Here is a 17,075-nt window from a genome sequence, read left to right on the forward strand (position 1 = left end):
ACCAGACTGAATACATAGGTTTGGTGAAGCGAACCCGGGGAACTGAAACATCTCAGTACCCGGAGGAAAAGACATCAACAGAGATTCCCGTAGTAGTGGCGAGCGAACCGGGACCAGGCCAATGCTTCTTCGTTAATTAGCAAAACACTTTGGAAAGAGTGGCCATAGTGGGTGACAGCCCCGTATGCGAAAATGACCGAAGAAGATTCGAGTAGGGCGGGACACGTGAAATCCTGTCTGAACATGGGGGGACCACCCTCCAAGCCTAAATACTCGCACATGACCGATAGCGAACACAGTACCGTGAGGGAAAGGTGAAAAGCACCCCGATTAGGGGAGTGAAACAGTACCTGAAACCGGATGCTTACAAGCAGTTGGAGCCCCATAGGGGGTGACAGCGTACCTCTTGCATAATGGGTCAGTGACTTAATCTACCATGCAAGCTTAAGCCGTTAGGTGTAGGCGCAGCGAAAGCGAGTCTGAATAGGGCGACAGAGTATGATGGATTAGACCCGAACCCCGGCGATCTAGGCATGGCCAGGTTGAAGGTGCGGTAACACGCACTGGAGGACCGAACCGGTGAATGTTGAAAAATTCTCGGATGAGCTGTGTTTAGGGGTGAAAGGCCAATCAAGCCGGGAAATAGCTGGTTCTCCGCGAAATCTATTGAGGTAGAGCGTCGGATGTATGCCGATGGGGGTAGAGCACTGGATGGGCTAGGGCTGCGCGAGCGGTACCAAACCTAACCAAACTCCGAATACCATCGAGTCTTATCCGGCAGACAGACGGCGGGTGCTAAGGTCCGTCGTCAAAAGGGAAACAGCCCTAACCTACAGCTAAGGTCCCCAAGTCATATCTAAGTGGGAAAGCATGTGGGAATCCCAAAACAACCAGGAGGTTGGCTTAGAAGCAGCCATCCTTTAAAGAAAGCGTAACAGCTCACTGGTCTAAATAAGGGTTCCTGCGGCGAAGATGTAACGGGGCTAAAGATATGCACCGAAGCTTAGGGTTGCAGTTTACTGCAGCGGTAGCGGAGCGTTCCGTAAGCGAGTGAAGGCGAAGGGTAACCGACGCTGGACGTATCGGAAGTGCGAATGCTGACATGAGTAGCGACAAAGAGGGTGAGATGCCCTCTCGCCGAAAGACCAAGGGTTCCTGCGCAACGCTAATCGGCGCAGGGTTAGCCGGCCCCTAAGACGAGCCCGAAGGGGGTAGTCGATGGGAACCACGTAAATATTCGTGGGCCTGAAGATGTGTGACGGATGGCGGAAGTCGTTCTCTCTTATTGGATTGAGAGGGCGGCCAAGTTGTTCCAGGAAATAGCCTCTTCACTATAGACCGTACCCGAAACCGACACAGGTGGTCAGGTAGAGTATACCAAGGCGCTTGAGAGAAGTATCCTGAAGGAACTCGGCAAATTGCCTCCGTACCTTCGGAAGAAGGAGGCCCTGGATCGAGGCAACTCTTTTCAGGGGGCACAGGCCAGGGGGTAGCGACTGTTTAGCAAAAACACAGCACTCTGCTAAGTCGGCTTCAAGACGACGTATAGGGTGTGACGCCTGCCCGGTGCTCGAAGGTTAAGAGGAGGAGTGCAAGCTCCGAATTGAAGCCCGAGTAAACGGCGGCCGTAACTATAACGGTCCTAAGGTAGCGAAATTCCTTGTCGGGTAAGTTCCGACCTGCACGAATGGCGTAACGACTTCCCCACTGTCTCCAGGATATGCTCAGCGAAATTGAATTCTCCGTGAAGATGCGGAGTACCCGCGGTTAGACGGAAAGACCCCGTGCACCTTTACTGCAGCTTCAGAGTGGCATTAGGAAAGAGTTGTGTAGCATAGGTGGGAGGCTTTGAAGCGAGAGCGCCAGTTCTCGTGGAGCCATAGGTGAAATACCACCCTGCTGTTTTCTGATGTCTAACCAGCTACCGTTATCCGGTAGTGGGACCCTCTGTGGCGGGTAGTTTGACTGGGGCGGTCGCCTCCTAAAGAGTAACGGAGGCGCGCGATGGTAGGCTCAGGACGGTTGGAAACCGTCTGCAAGAGTGCAATGGCATAAGCCTGCCTGACTGCGAGACTGACGAGTCGAGCAGAGACGAAAGTCGGTCATAGTGATCCGGTGGTCCCTCGTGGAAGGGCCATCGCTCAACGGATAAAAGGTACGCCGGGGATAACAGGCTGATGATTCCCAAGAGCTCATATCGACGGAATCGTTTGGCACCTCGATGTCGGCTCATCACATCCTGGGGCTGGAGCAGGTCCCAAGGGTTTGGCTGTTCGCCAATTAAAGTGGTACGTGAGCTGGGTTCAGAACGTCGCGAGACAGTTTGGTCCCTATCTGCCGTGGGCGTCGATACTTGAAAGGAGTTGCCCCTAGTACGAGAGGACCGGGGTGAACGTACCTCTGGTGTACCTGTCATCCTGCCAAGGGTGCCGCAGGGTAGCTATGTACGGACGGGATAACCGCTGAAAGCATCTAAGCGGGAAGCCTCCCTTAAGATAAGGTATCTTCGAACCGTCGTAGACCACGACGTTGATAGGCCGGGTGTGGAAGCGCAGTAATGTGTGGAGCTAACCGGTCCTAATAGTTCTTTTCGCGCTTGTAGGATCCATACCATCAACGACAGCTCTGATGCTGTCCGCGAGGTGGAGGAAACTCTAGCCGGATAAGCCCAACAAAGCTCAAAGCATCGATTTAAACCCATGTCCGCCAGCTCTATTGCTTGGTGACCTTAGCGTCTGTGACCCACCCGATCCCATCTCGAACTCGGCCGTGAAACCGGACAGCGCCGATGGTACTAGTGCTCAAGCACTGGAAGAGTAGGTCGTCGCCAGGCATTAAAGCCGGCGGGCATGCGGGAAACAAACCCATTCACAGTTTCAAAAAAGCCGCTGCCGGGCAAACCCGAGCGGCGGCTTTTTCGTCTCTGGCCTCTCCAAGCCGGTGACGAAGGCGCCATCGAAGTGCGCAGCACTTCGCAAGGCCGACCGGCCGTCCGCAGCGACGCGACCTTCAGGTCGCATGAGCGAGGATAGCCAAGCCGACGGAGGTCGGCGCCGGCGCTTGAGGCGAAACAAAAAATTACCGCGGGGTGGAGCAGTCCGGTAGCTCGTCAGGCTCATAACCTGAAGGTCGTTGGTTCAAATCCAACCCCCGCAACCAAATCAAACACAGCCCGCCAAACATGGCGGGCTTTTTTGTGCGCGAAACCCGCCCGCATCGCGCTGTCCCTTGACCACGCGCCCTCTCTTTGGCTCTACACCCGCCAGAGATTGGAGACGCATCACGTGACCACTGCAGTCCGCCTTCCCGCCCGCCATCGCTCTTGGCTTTTCGCGCCAGGGGACAGTGAAAAGAAGATGACCAAGGCGGCGCAAGGCGAGGCCGACATTGTTATCTTCGATCTCGAGGACGCGGTGTCTGAAGGCGAAAGGCCGGCTGCGCGTGACCTGATCAGGGGATTCCTGGAAGCCCAGTCGGAGGATCAGCGCGGACGCCTCTGGGTGCGCGTGAACCCGCTCGACGGGTCGCATACGGCAGACGATCTGGCAGCGGTACTGCCCGCCCGCCCGGGGGGGATCATGCTGCCCAAATCGCGTGGTCGGCACGACGTGGAGGAGCTCGATCGCCTGCTGACCGCTCTGGAGCTGGAAAGCGGCCTGCCCGCAGGAAGCACCCCGGTCATTGCTCTCGTCACCGAGGTGGCCGCAGCCATGTTCACTACGGGGAATTATGCCGGTGCACCGCGCCTTGTGGCCATGACCTGGGGGGCGGAAGATCTCGCCGATTCCATCGGAGCGCTCTCGAACCGCGGGTCGGATGGCCAGTACAGCTTCACTTACGAGCTGGCGCGAAGCCTGACGTTGCTGGGCGCGGCGGCGGCCTCTGTCCCGGCCATCGAGACGATCGACGGTGACTTTCGCAATCTCGAGGGCCTGAAGGCCCGTGCGGAGCAGGTTCGACGCGATGGCTATCGCGGGATGCTGGCGATCCACCCGGCGCAGGTACCGGTAATCAACGCAGCCTTTACGCCGAGCGAGGAAGAGATCGCCGAGGCGCGCGAGATCGTCGCCCTGTTCGAGGCCAATCCCGACCTCGGCACGATCGGCCACAAGGGCAAGATGCTCGATCGCCCGCACCTCAGCCGGGCGCGGCAGCTCCTCGCTCAGGTCGAGGCCTAGGCGGAAAGCTTCGCGACTTCGGCCAGCACCCGCTCAGCCCATTCCGGGCGGCAGATGAGCAGGTCGGGCATGTAGGTGTCCGCCTGGTTGTAGGTGAGTGGGCTGCCGTCAATGCGGCTTGCGTGCATGCCGTGGGCGAGCGCCACGGCGGCAGGGGCCGCGCTGTCCCATTCGTACTGGCCGCCCGTGTGGAGGTATATTTCCGCCTCGCCGCGCACCACCGCCATGGCCTTCGCCCCGGCCGATCCCATCGGCACGAGCTCTGCGCCGATGGCTTCGGCCACGGCAACGGCTTCCTTGGCCGGACGGGTGCGGCTGACGACCATGCGGGGGGTTTGGGCGGCTGCGGGCACGTCGATAGGCGCATCGGTGCGCAAGACCGTGTCGAGGCCGGGCAACGCGACTGCACCTGTTTCGGGCTTGCCGTCGACGCACAGCGCCACGTGGACGGCCCAGTCCGAACGGGCCTCGCCATATTCGCGCGTGCCGTCGACCGGGTCGACGATCCACACGCGGCTCTTGCCAAGACGCTCTTCGGTGTCCTTGCTTTCTTCCGACAGCAGGCCGTCTTCGGGGCGCTGCTGGGTGATCGCGTGGCAGAGGAATTGGTTCGCCGTCTCGTCGCCCGCCTTGCCCAGCGCCTTGCCCTCGAACATGCCGCTCTCCCGAACCTGGATCAGGATCTTGCCTGCGACTTCGGCAAGGTGGGCGGCGAGTTCGGCGTCGGTCATGGGGCGTCCCTGTAGGTACAAAAGATTTCGGGGGCCGCATGGCAGACCGAAGCCGCCTTGCGAACCCCCGAAAGGTCTTTGTGGTTTCGAATTCTAGGCTGCGGCAGGGCGCCGTGCGAAGAGCCCGAAGCCCGCGATGATCGCGTAGCAGGCGATCGGCAGGATCATGGCGAAGGCGAGGCTGCCGCTGGCATCCGCGAGGACGCCGTAGAGCAGCGGAACCACCGCGCCACCGAAAATGGCGACGTTGATGATGCCCGACCCGTCAGCTGCCCGCGGACCGAGCTTCTCGCAAGCGAGCGAGAAGATGGTCGGGAACATGATCGAGTTCATCAGGCCGACGGCGAGCAGGCTGTAGGCCGCGACTTCGCCGGTCGACATGATGCTGATCAGGATCAGGATGATCGAGCCCGTCGCGTTGAAGGCGAGAATCTTGCCCGGCGAGAAGATGCGCAGGAAGTAAGAGCCGATGAAACGGCCAACCATGGCGCCGCCCCAGTAAAGGCCGATCATCCAGCCGATCACGCTTTCCGGTTCGCCAAGGACACGGTCCTGCGCGAGGTAGTTGATGATGATCGAGCCGATCGAGACCTCGGCACCCACGTAGAGGAAGATGCAGAGCGCGCCAAAGCTGAAACGGCTGCGGCGCAGCAGGTCGTTGTCGTACAGCCAGGTGAGCGGCGCTGCGACGATCAGCAGCACGCCGAGCCAGGCGTTGACGTTGATCGCGAGCAGCGCGCCGACGACGATGATCGCAAGGCCGACAAGGTAGCGGCCATTCGACACGAACTCGTTCTCGCCCATCATTTTCGCATCATGCGGCAGGCGATTGCGGAACAGCCACACGGCAAGGGCCACGATAGCGATCAGGGCGGCGACGCCGAGATAGCCCTGCCAGATGGCTTCGCTTTCGGCCTGACGATAGGCGGTGAGCTCCGCTCCGGAGAGCTGGTCTGCGGTCACATTCGCAAGACTGCCGAGGATCACCGCAGCGCCCACGATCGGGAAGACGGTGGTGCCGAGCGAGTTGAACGCCTGTGCGAAGGTGAGGCGGCTGTGCGCCGTCTTTTGCGGGCCGAGCAGGGAGATGAGCGGGTTGGCCACCACCTGCACGATCACCACGCCGCTGGCGAGAATGAACAGGGCGAAGAGGAAGATCTCGTAGGTCGCCGTCTGGCTCGCCGGGATGAACAGCAGGCAGCCGACCATCATGGTCAGCAGGCCGGCCACTGCGCCGCGCATATAGCCGAGCTTCTTGACCAGCTTCGCGCCCGGAATACCGATCACGAGGTAGGCGAAGAAGAAGCAGAACTGCACCAGCATCGCTTCGGTGTAGTTGAGCGTGAAGAGTTCCTTCAGCTTTGGGATGATCACATCGTTGAGCGAGGTGATGCCGCCGAAGATGAAGAACAGGCCGAAGACGAAGTAGTTGAGGCCGGGCGCCTGGATGCCGGCGCCCTCTTCCTCGATCGGGTTCGGATCCGTGCTCGACGAAACGTCGGGTGCGAGTGCCATTTCAAGTGTCCTCCCAAGTCCCGGTGCGACCCAACGTAGCCCGGGTTTTGTTGCTGCGCTTTGTGTGCCAGCCTTTCGCCGTCACACAAAGCGAATACGATTGCGGCTCAGAAAGAGCAGTCGGTGCCTTCTGCGAATTCCTCGCGCACCACCGAGCCGATGTTGATCTTGAACGGTCCCTGCGAGGTGATCGTCAGCGACGGACCGAGGTCGGCCATGCAGGCATCGGTCAGGATCATCTCGCGATAGCCCTTGCCTTCCGCAACCGAGAGTTCCTGCGTGACGTCCAGCGGCTCGCTTGCGCCGACCTTCAGGTACACGGCTGCGGACGGGCGCGTCTGGACTTCGTAGGTGACGCGGTAGCCATAGCCACTGTCGCCGCCCGCCTGCACCAGTTCGAGGAATGCGCCCGGGCCGAAGCTGATCGCGCGCGCGTCTTCCTGCGCGTTGCGGTCGAGGCCGATGGCGAAGATACCGCCGGCTTCACCGCGCAGATTGTCGAGCTTGCCGGTCGCCGTGTTGGCGAGAACGCCATCGGCGAGGCGGCCGCTGACATACCAGTCCTTCGCCGCACCCTGCATCAGCGGGGCGCAGTTTTCGTCAAGCACGGGCGCCGGCGAGGTGTCGGTGAGCGAACGGCCGTATCCGACTTGGAAAAGCGCGCCATCGGGGCCGTTCAGGGGACCGAAATCGCAGGTTGCGGGCCAGCTGAAGCCCAGCTTGCCGGTGGCCGGCATCGCGCCGGTCAGGACGTCGGCGATGCCGGCACCTTCGCCGCCGGGCAGCCACGACGCCACGAAGGCATCGGCAGCGTTCATCTCGCGGTTCATCCACAAGGGGCGGCCCGAAAGGAAGACGGCCACGGTGGGTACGCCCTCGGCCTTGAATTTGCGCAGGAGCTCGAGGCCTTCCTCGTCAGTGAAGCCGAGGTGCTTACGGTCGCCTGCGAATTCCGCGTAAGGCTCCTCGCCGAAGACGACGATCGCCACATCGGGCTTGGCGTCATAGCTGCCGTCAGCCGAAAGAGTAGCGCTGCCGCCGCTCGCTTCGATGGCGGTTTCCAGCCCGCTCCAGATCGAGGTGGCGCCGGGGAAATAGCTGTTGTCGAGATCGCCGCCGCCCTGCCAGGTCAGCGTCCAACCGCCTGCGGCCTGCGCGATGTCGTCGGCAGCCGTACCGGCGACGAGGACGTTGGCGCCTTCCTTGAGCGGCAGGACGCCGTTGTTCTTGAGGATGACCTGCGATTTGGCCACCGCCTCGCGCGCGATGGCGCGGTGTTCGGGCGAACCGATCAGTTCGTACTGGCCCGCGTTGGGGCGGTCCGAGGGTTTCACGAATCCGTCGAGCAGGCCCGCGCGCAGCTTCATGCGCAGGACGCGGCCGACAGCTTCGTCGAGCCGGGCCATGGGGATGGTGCCATCCTCGACCTGCGCGATGAGGTTATCCATCAAGCCCTTCCAGTCGTCGGGGACCATGTAGATATCGAGCCCGGCCAGCAGCGATTGCGGGCAATCGGTGTTGGTGCAGCCGGCGACCTGTCCGTGGCCGTTCCAGTCGCCCACGACCAGCCCGTCGAAACCGAGTTCGCCGCGCAGGACGTCGGTCAACATCGCTTCGTTGCCGTGCATCTTCCGGCCGTTGATGGAATTGAAACTGGCCATGATCGTCTCAACACCCGCCGCGATAGTGGCGGGGTAGGGCGCGGCGTGGATTTTCTTCAGCTCCTCGATATCGCCGTTCACATCGCCCTGGTCGACGCCCTGGTCGGTGCCGCCGTCGCCGAAGAAGTGCTTGGCGGTGGCAATGACATGGCCCGCGCCGAGGCGGTCGGGATCGCCCTTGCGGCCCTGCAGGCCCTCGACCAGCGCGGCGCCCAGCGGGGCGACGATGGCGGGATCTTCGGAATAGCTTTCATAGGTGCGGCCCCAGCGATCGTCACGCGCGACGGCGACGGTGGGGGAGAAGTTCCAGTCGATGCCCGTGACTTCGATCTCGACCGCAGTCGCCTCGCCGATGCGGCGCAGCAGGTCGGCGTCGCGGGTTGCGCCAAGGCCGATGTTGTGCGGGAAGATGGTCGCCTTAACGACATTGGTGTGGCCGTGGACCGCGTCGGTGCCCCAGATGGTGGGGATGACCGGCTCGCCGTTCGGCATGGGCGCGACCGAGGCGAGGTACATCTCGTCGGCGTAACGCAGCCATTCGCTGGCCGGGGCGTATTCGTCGCCATAGGGGCCGCCGTTGCCGCCGTTGAGGTAGCTGCCGAAGCGATAGCGCTCCATGTCTTCGGGCGTGAAGCTGTTGATCTGGGGCTGGATGAGCTGGGCGACCTTGCGCTCCAGGCTCATGCGGGAAAGAATGTCCGCAACGCGGGCGTCCTCGTCCGACATGGGGGCGCTTGCTGCCGGGGTCTCGACATCTGCGGGCAGCGTGCTGCAACCACCAAGGGCCACAGCAGCGGCGGTGGCCATCCAAAAGGCTTTCATATTCCTCATCCCTCCGCGTCCTCTCCCAATTGAGAACGTTATCAAAGGCGAGAAATGCCATGCGTGAAGGGCAAAATCAAGCCGCTAGTTGGAGGGGGCGGGAGACTTCGGCATGGTCAGCAGCAGGACGGTCGCCAGCGCCGCCAAACCGGCGAGCAGGAAGAACAGGCCCGAGAAGCCGAACAGCGGAACGAGCGCGAGCGTCAGCCACGGCATGATGAGGCTGGGCACGGTGTTGGTGAGATTGAAAAGCCCGAGATCGCGCCCGCGGGTCGCCGGCTTGGGCAGGACGCGCAGGGTCTGGCTGGAATGGAGCGCGAGGAACACGCTCGTCGAGAGACCGAAGACGAGATAGCCCCCAATGGCGCCCTCGATACCCTGCGCCAGCGCCATAATGACCAGCCCCAGCGCGCCCACGCCCGCGCCCCAGGCGAGCGGCAGGATAGGTCGGTCGCGGCGGTCGGACCAGCGCCCGGCGAAAAGGGCGAGAGGGACTGAAAGGCCGAGAACCAATGCGAAGATTCGCGCGGTGTCGCTGTCGGTGAAGCTTGCGTCGATGCCGGTCAGCCAGATGAGGAGATAGGCGAAGAGCGCCGCCTCGGCGATCTGGACCAGCAGGCGTGCCAGCCACATCCGCGCGACCGCGCCGCGCGGGAAGCGGGGAGGGGTGTTTTTAAGCCGCGTCACCGGCTCGGTGAGGTCCGGCATGGGGATGGGCCTGCCGAAGAGGATGACCGGTAACACCATCCCAGCCACCAGCGCCGCGACGAGGACCAGCCGCTCGTCCGGCCCCGCCAGACCGGGCAGGGTGACCAGCGCGCCCGAGGCCGCTCCCAGCGCAGGCGCGAAGGAAAGCAGGCCTCCGAGGAACCCCTTCTGCCGGTCGGGCACCACATCGCCCGCCCAGGCGGCGAGCGGGGCAAGCATCATGTTGAGGGCGACCTGCCAGACCACCACGAGGCCGATGAGCTCGGAAGGGTTGGAGGTCGTCCGAACGCTGACGAGCAGGACACAGGAAAGGACCAGGCCCGCCACGATCCACGGGCGCCGCGTACCTGTGGCATCGCTCAGCCAGCCGAAACCGATGTTGGCGAGGCTGGCGGTGATCGCTCCGGCAAAGGCAATATAGGCGAGCAGGTCGATATTGCCGTCACCCACCATTTCGGTCGCCCGGACCGGCAGCAAGAGGGTGAGGAAGGGGACGTAGGATACGGCGCCACCGGCAGCGGCCAGCGCGTAGAGCCACAGGAAGCGCAGCGTCTGCCGCTGCTCGGCCGCAGGCTCAGCTGTCGCCACGGCGTCCGGGCCCGGCGGTCGAGCCGCGCACGACGAGTTCGCCGTGGACGGAGACCGGCTCCTTCGGCGGCGCCTTCTTGCGCGCTTCGATCAGCAGCTCGACCGCGCGCGCAATAGTCGCGGAAATAGGCTGGTCGACCGCGGTCAGGGGTGGCTGCGTGAAGCGGACGATCGGCGAATTGTCGAAGCTCACCAGCGAGAGGTCTCGTGGGATATCGAGCCCGCGCTTGCGCGCCACCTCGATGGTTGCGAGCGCCATCTGGTCGCTGCTGGCGATGATCGCGGTCGGTGGCTCGGCGGCATCGAGAAGGTTCGAGGCCGCAAGGATCCCACTTTCGAACCCGAAGTCGCCGCGCTCGCACAGGCCATCAGTGGGGAGCCCGGCGTCGGCCATCGTTTTCTCCCACCCCTCGATACGCCAGCCGGCAAGGCTGAATTCCTTGGGCCCAGCAATGAAGCCGATGCGCTCGTGCCCCAGCTCGATCAGGTGATCGGTGGCGAGCTGCGCGTTATGCGTGTCGCCCATCGTCATCGCGATGCCGGGGCCATCCTGCTTCGAGCCGATGCGCGCAAAGGGTATGCCGCGTTCGGCGAGCAGCCCCGTGATGAGCGGGTTTTCCGAATGCGGCGGGGTGAGGATCACGCCATCGGGCTGGAGCGCTGCCAGCGCCGCGCCCAGTTCGCGCTCGACATGGTCGGAATGCGTGTCGACCAGCTCGATCAGCATGCGATAGCCATGCTCGGCGCAGGTCAGCATCCCGCCAAGCAGCATCTGGTCGACCCAGTCGCGCCCTTCGCGCGCGCGCCAGTCGGCGATCGTGAGGTCACGGTCGTTGATGGCGAGAATGAGATAGGAGCGCGAGCCGCTCATCCGCTGCGCAGCGATCGAGGGCACATATCCCAGCTTGTCGATGCTCGCCTGCACCCGCTCCTTCATCGCGGGGCGGACATTGGGTTCGTTGTTGATGACGCGGCTGACCGTCTGCAGGGAAACCCCCGCATCCGCAGCCACATGCTTGATCGTTACCGACTGGCGCCGCCGAGCCATGTCACAAAACCCCTGAATTTCCCGTCTTCCGGCTTCGCAATACTACTCGCGCGACGCGTTCATCGCCAATCGCGAACCTCACAAAGTCGGGCATACATACGAATACGGGCCCCGGTTGCTACAACCGAGGCCCGTGAAATTTACCGGTTCCCCCGGCCCACTCAGAAGTTGAAGCGGGCGATGAAGGTGTAGCGGCGATCGTTGCGGAATGCCGCGCTGATCGGGCGCGTGCCATCGTAATCGACCTTGGTCGACAACTTGGTCACCTCATCGAGCAGGTTAACGCCCTGAACGCCGAGTTTGAGGTTCTCGTTGACGGTGTAGAAGATCGAACCGTCAAGCTGGCCGCCGGCTTCCTGGAAGATGGGCGAGAACGGGAAGAGATCGTCCCGCGTCGTAATCAGGAAGTCGCTACGCCAGTTGTACGCAGCACGCGCCGAGAACGGACCACGCTCGTAGAACACCGTCGCGTTGATCGTGTGCTCGGACACACCCTGAAGCGGAGTGCCAGCCACGAACGGACCATTGTTCACCGGGCCGCCGGCCGAATTGACCGAGGGCGAACCGATGCCCGAGATATTCGGGTTCGGGAAGTCACCGGCGTCGACATAGGTGTAGGAGACCTGCGTGCCCAGACCATCGAGGAAGCCCGGGAGGAAGTCGTAGACCTGCTGATGAGCAATCTCGAAGCCCTTGAGCGTGCCCGAGATGTCGTTCGCCGGGCCACGGATGATCACGTCCTGCGAACCGGCGTCCGGTGCCGAATAGTTCGCGAGGCCGATGCCGTTCTGCACAATGCCGTCGATATCCTTCAGGAAGAAGGCTGCGGTAAGCGACCCCACCTCGGCAAAGTACCATTCGAGGCTGAGGTCATAGTTCCACGATTCGACCGGGCGCAGGTTGCGGTTCCCGGTAGTCAGCTGGAGCAGCGGACCCGAGTCGACGTTGCCGCTGAATGCGAGCGCGCCGCCGGCGTTGAACAGGTTCAGGTCGGGACGCGAGATCCCCTTCGAAACGGCGCCGCGGATGACGATACCGTTATTGTTGTCGAACCGAACGTTCAGCGACGGAAGCCAGTGATCGAAGACGATGTCGCGCCTGTCCGAAATCAGCTCGCCCGTGTAGAGCGATGCGAACTCGGCCAAGCGAGCGCCTGTGAGATCACAATATTCCGGCCTGCCTTCGCTGTCGACGGGAATGAGACCACACGGAGTTGAGATTTCCGACGGCTGGACAACCCCATCGCCATTGCCGCCGTTGTCCACGTCATCGAATTGTGCCGGGTCGGGGAAGGCGATGGTCGAATCGTTGCTGACGTTGGTCTCGACATAGCGGACACCGATGTTGCCCGACATGGTCCAGCTTCCGAAATCGGTGCCGAAATCGGCGCGGGCGTAAGCCGCGTTGGTGATTTCGGTCACGTCGGAAATTTCGCCCGGGCAGAACGGATCGCATTGCACGACTGTGCCATCAAGCAGGGTACGGCTGCGATTGTTCACGCCATAGGTGGCGACGCCGAAGGGAGCGGATCCGCTGAAGGCGTTGATGAGTGCGACCTGTTCATCGGTCGTTCCCGCGAGATATTCACCGAGGAAATCATCGCCGCCGAAGAAGAACGCCGAACCGCCTTCGATCGGAGTCGATGCCTCGCCGCGCTGGAAGTTGTCCGCAAAAGGCGAACGCAGCTGCGAGAAGCCCGGGAATTCGTCCGTATAGGCACCGCCACCGATGGCGCCTTCCTGACCCGGCAGGCCAGTGAAGAAACGGCCCGGCTCATAGGTGCACGGCTCGAAGGTCGACGGGTTCTGGCCCCAGGGCAGACAGCCTGCACGGCCGGTCCATGGCGCCGAAAGGTTGCCCCAGGTGCTGAAGTTCGTGTTGCGGTTAACGCGGTCGCGTGCCGCCCAACGTGCACCGAAGCGCGCCTGCTTGAGGAAGCCCTCGTCGCTGATATCGTATTCGAAATCCCCCGAGATGCTGAACAGGTTGCCATCATTGCGTTCGCGGCTATCGAGGGCGAACCAATAGTAGGTGTAATATCCGCTGCCGAAATAATCCTGCGGGACATCGGCGGGGAGAGCTCCGGACGGCTGCAGGAACTGGATATCCGGCGTTTCGCCGCTGAGGTCGATTGCGATATCGGCCCAGCTGCTGGTTGCCCCGAAAACGGAATCGCGGGTCAGTTCGGACGAGACGTGCTGCGCCTCGAACTTGCCGCGGAAACGGTCGGTGAATTCGGCCTCGACATCGAACGAATAATCCTCGGTGGTGCTGTCGGTGCCACGAAGGAACCGCAGCGCATCCATCGGGATACCGCCGATACCGAAGGGGTTTGCGTAAGCGTCGCCGTTATTCTGGGACAGAGTGCCGCTCACGAAGTTGCCGTTGGCATCGAACTCATAGCTCGTACCGGGGCGCGGTTCATTGGTCGCCACACCATCGTCGATACGACCAAGAAGTGCGAATTCTTCGGTGAAGAAGCTGGTATCCGAACGCAGATATTCTGCGGTCATCAGCAGGCGGCCGTCGAGCGTTTCGAACTGACCGACGACCGAGTAGGCCTGGCGGTCACGATCGAGCGTGGTCGAACGGACGTTGGCAAACTGCGGCACCAGAACGCTGTCAGCCGGCGGGAACTCGTCGGGCCCCAGCAGCACATCACCCTGAATGCCGCCCGAGTCGACCGCCTGGGCGCGAATGCAGCCGCTGCTGAGGTCAGCCGGGCGGTAGCAGTAATCGACCAGCTGCGAGGCGTCGGTACGGCTCTTGAGGGCCGAGTTCGAGTAGCTCAGCTGAAGGCCAAAGGTGCCAGCCGCGGAATCGAAGGTGTCGGACGCCAAGATGTTGAAAGTCGGCGACCATTCCTGGCGCAAATCGCCATAGTTGGCTTCGATCGAACCCGCGATATTCAGCCCGGGGTTGTCGAGCGGCTTGCGGGTGACGAGATTGACGAGGCCCGAAATCTGGCCCTCGATCATGTCGGCCGTGGTGTTCTTGAACACTTCGACACGGCCAACCAGTTCCGGCGAAACATCCTCAAAGCTCAGCGCGATACCGCCATTGGCCGAGAAGATGTCGCGTCCGTTCAGTTCCGAGCGCACATAGGGAAGACCGCGGATGATGACGCCGGTACCTTCGACCGAGAAACGGGTCGGGTCAGAGGTCTTTTCGAAACGACCGATGTTCACACCGGGCACGCGCTGCAGCGTTTCTGCGACAGAACGGTCGGGCAGGGCGCCGATATCTTCCGCGGTTATCACGTCGACGACCGTGTCGGCGCGCTCCTTGATGCTTTGCGCGGTTTTCAGCGACTGGGCAAAGCCAGTAACGATGATGATGTTCTCGTCATCAAGCTCTTCCGGAGTGCCGCCAGCCGATTCTTCGATGAGGTCACCATCGGTGTCCTGCGCGAGCGCAGGATGCGCCGCGACAAGTGCCAGACCCGATGCGGTGGTGAGTGCGGCGGTGCGCGAGAATGCGGCGACGCCAGTCGTTTTGCGAGACATGTATCCTCCCTGGTCCCAAGCGATTCTTCAGGACGAGTCCTGCGATCACTTTGTCATATATCGCTACTTGTTAGCGTTCACAACAATCAATATGAACGTTCACAAGCACCGTGGCGCACTGGCAACAGTGCCGCTTTGATGGCAAGGGATGGGCATGGCTATCGAACATATCGTAATCGTCGGCGGCGGGACGGCAGGATGGATGGCGGCGGCCGCGCTGTCGCGCATTCGTGACGGCCGCGATCTCAAGATCACCTTGGTCGAATCCGAACAGATTGGCACGGTCGGCGTAGGTGAGGCGACGATCCCGCCCTTCGTCGAATTCCAGAACGCGCTCGATATCGACGAGCGCGAGATGATGGCGGCGGTGCAGGGCACCTTCAAGCTGGGCATCCAGTTCGCCAATTGGGGCCAGGTCGGCGAGAGCTATATCCACCCCTTTGGTGACTATGGTTACGAGCTTGGCGGCATCAGTTTTCACCAGGTCTGGCACGCCATGCGCGAGCGCGGTGACAGGCGGCCGCTGCAGGTTTTCAACCTCGAGACGATGGCAGCCCATTTCGGCAAGTTCATGCGCTCGCAGGACTATGGCCGCGACGATTTGCCGCCGATGAACTACGCCTACCACATCGATGCGACCGCCTATGCCCGCTTCCTGCGCGGCTATGCGGAAAAGCGCGGCGTGGTGCGGCGCGAAGGGCTGGTGAAGAATGTCGCGCTGCATCCCGAAACAGGTTTCGTGACCGGCATCACGCTCGACGATGGCGAAGAGATCGAAGGCGATTTCTTCGTCGATTGCTCGGGCTTTCGCGGACTGCTGATCGAACAGGCACTGGAGACAGGCTATGAGGAATGGACCAAGTTCCTCCCCTGCGACCGCGCCGTGGCGCTGCCTTGCAACCGCGACGACGGTTCGCCGCCGCCGCCCTTCACCAAGGCCACCGCGCACAAGGCCGGCTGGCAGTGGCAGGTTCCCTTGCAGACCCGCAACGGCAATGGTCATGTCTATTGCAGCGAGTTCATGGAAGCGGACGAGGCGCACGACATCCTTACCCAGAACCTCGCCGGCAAGCCGACCGCCGATCCCAACCACCTGCGGTTCGTAACGGGACGCCGCAAGAAGTTCTGGAACAAGAACGTGGTCGCCCTCGGCCTTGCCTCGGGCTTCATGGAGCCGCTGGAATCGACCTCGATCCACCTCATCAACACCGGCGTGAACAAGCTCATCGCCACGCTCTCGCTCGACGGGGTGACCGAAGCGCAGGCGAGCACCTACAATCGCCTCACCAACAAGGAATACGAGCGCATCCGCGATTTCCTCGTGCTGCATTACAAGGTCACGCGGCGCGACGATTCCGAATTCTGGAACTATGTCCGCACGATGGACGTGCCCGATACGCTCACCGAGAAGATCGAGATCTTCAAGGCTAACGGGCAGGTCTTCCGGGAAGAGGACGAGCTTTTCACCACCACCAGTTGGGCGGCAGTCATGCTGGGGCAGGGCATCACGATGGACGGCACCAGCCCAATGGCGGCCGGGGTGATCGACGGCGTGGCGAAGGAGGTCGACGAGATGGAGCGCTCGATCAAGTGGCTGGTCCAGCAGATGCCGGGCCACGACCAGTATCTCCAGCGCTATTGCCCGACGACGGTGAAAGCCGCCTGACGCTTGCCCTCGCCGAGCGCTCGCTCTAGCGCTGCCTTCGCATGTTCGATCCCAAGGCCTTTCGCAGCGCGCTCGGCAGTTTTGCCACCGGCGTGACCATCGTCACCGCGCGCGATGCCTCCGGCGCGCCCGTGGGGCTGACGGCGAACAGCTTCAACTCGGTCAGCCTCGACCCGCCGATGGTACTGTGGAGCCTTTCGCTTCATTCGGGCAGCCTGCCGGTATTCCGCGATGCGGAGAACTGGGCGGTCCATGTGCTGGCGGCCGACCAGCAGGCGATGTCCGACCGCTTCGCCACCCCTGCCATCGACAAGTTCGAAGGCCTCTCGCTCGGCGATGGCCCCGAAGGCGCGCCGCTGATCGAAGGCTGCGCCGCGCGTTTCGGCTGCCGGGCGCGGTTCGAATATGAGGGCGGGGACCACGCGATCTTCCTCGGCGAAGTGGTCGATTTTGACCGGCGCGAGGCCGAGCCCCTGATCTATCACGGCGGGCAATACGGCCGGATCATGCGCGCGCCCACCGGCGCGGATCTGGAACGCGAGGGGCTGGCCGAGGACACGGTCGCGGGCCTTTCCCTTACGGATCGCGGCCGCGACTTGCTGCGTGCGCTGGAACGGGTCGCGAAGCGCTAGACTCAGGTTCCTCCCGCCGA

Annotated in this window: 9 protein-coding genes, 1 tRNA gene and 2 rRNA genes (1 of these 12 running past the window's edge); 6 read left to right on the plus strand and 6 right to left on the minus strand. The window is 62.4% G+C overall.

All coding sequences use genetic code 11. From position 1 onward, the window contains the following. The 4 genes from K3148_RS08605 to K3148_RS08620 form a co-directional block, all read left to right on the plus strand. Positions 1 to 2,601 (plus strand): 23S ribosomal RNA (locus tag K3148_RS08605) (it extends 189 nt beyond the left edge of the window). Positions 2,602 to 2,718: 117 nt separating this feature from the next. Beyond that, positions 2,719 to 2,833: ribosomal RNA gene (rrf, locus tag K3148_RS08610) — 5S ribosomal RNA — on the plus strand. Positions 2,834 to 3,082: 249 nt separating this feature from the next. Further along, a tRNA-Met gene (locus K3148_RS08615) sits at positions 3,083 to 3,159 on the plus strand. 125 nt (positions 3,160 to 3,284) lie between these two features. Next, on the plus strand, positions 3,285 to 4,178 hold the full coding sequence (locus tag K3148_RS08620; protein ID WP_282099563.1) for an HpcH/HpaI aldolase/citrate lyase family protein: 894 nt from the start codon (positions 3,285 to 3,287) through the stop codon (positions 4,176 to 4,178). Here K3148_RS08620 and K3148_RS08625 read toward each other — a convergent pair. From K3148_RS08625 to K3148_RS08650, 6 genes are all read right to left on the minus strand, one after another. Then, on the minus strand, positions 4,175 to 4,909 hold the full coding sequence (locus tag K3148_RS08625) for a 3'(2'),5'-bisphosphate nucleotidase CysQ (protein ID WP_221424423.1): 735 nt from the start codon (positions 4,907 to 4,909) through the stop codon (positions 4,175 to 4,177). The two genes, K3148_RS08620 and K3148_RS08625, sit on opposite strands and share 4 nt — an antisense overlap. Positions 4,910 to 5,002: 93 nt before the next feature. Further along, positions 5,003 to 6,424 (minus strand): sugar MFS transporter, encoded by a 1,422-nt coding sequence (locus K3148_RS08630; protein ID WP_221424424.1) that lies wholly within the window; start codon positions 6,422 to 6,424, stop codon positions 5,003 to 5,005. Positions 6,425 to 6,531: 107 nt separating this feature from the next. Beyond that, positions 6,532 to 8,907 carry a glycoside hydrolase family 3 protein gene (locus tag K3148_RS08635; RefSeq protein ID WP_221424425.1) on the minus strand — a complete coding sequence of 792 codons (2,376 nt, stop codon included), beginning with the start codon at positions 8,905 to 8,907 and terminating at the stop codon, positions 6,532 to 6,534. A gap of 84 nt (positions 8,908 to 8,991) precedes the next feature. After that, positions 8,992 to 10,203, minus strand: a complete 1,212-nt coding sequence (locus K3148_RS08640; protein ID WP_221424426.1) for an MFS transporter — start codon at positions 10,201 to 10,203, stop codon at positions 8,992 to 8,994. Continuing rightward, positions 10,190 to 11,251, minus strand: coding sequence for a LacI family DNA-binding transcriptional regulator (locus K3148_RS08645; RefSeq protein ID WP_221424427.1), 1,062 nt, complete (start codon positions 11,249 to 11,251; stop codon positions 10,190 to 10,192). The genes K3148_RS08640 and K3148_RS08645 overlap by 14 nt, the downstream gene beginning before the upstream one ends. A 161-nt stretch (positions 11,252 to 11,412) precedes the next feature. Continuing rightward, positions 11,413 to 14,757, minus strand: coding sequence for a TonB-dependent receptor (locus K3148_RS08650; protein WP_221424428.1), 3,345 nt, complete (start codon positions 14,755 to 14,757; stop codon positions 11,413 to 11,415). A gap of 148 nt (positions 14,758 to 14,905) precedes the next feature. On the opposite strand from K3148_RS08650, the gene K3148_RS08655 reads away from it, so the two are divergent. Beyond that, positions 14,906 to 16,423: a tryptophan halogenase family protein gene (locus tag K3148_RS08655; protein WP_221424429.1), complete on the plus strand. Its 1,518-nt coding sequence runs from the start codon at positions 14,906 to 14,908 to the stop codon at positions 16,421 to 16,423. Positions 16,424 to 16,464: 41 nt separating this feature from the next. Continuing rightward, positions 16,465 to 17,055: a flavin reductase family protein gene (locus K3148_RS08660; RefSeq protein WP_221424430.1), complete on the plus strand. Its 591-nt coding sequence runs from the start codon at positions 16,465 to 16,467 to the stop codon at positions 17,053 to 17,055. The last annotated feature ends 20 nt before the right edge of the window (positions 17,056 to 17,075 follow it).

Source organism: Qipengyuania aurantiaca (genome assembly GCF_019711375.1).
Classification (GTDB): Bacteria; Pseudomonadota; Alphaproteobacteria; order Sphingomonadales; family Sphingomonadaceae; genus Qipengyuania; species Qipengyuania aurantiaca.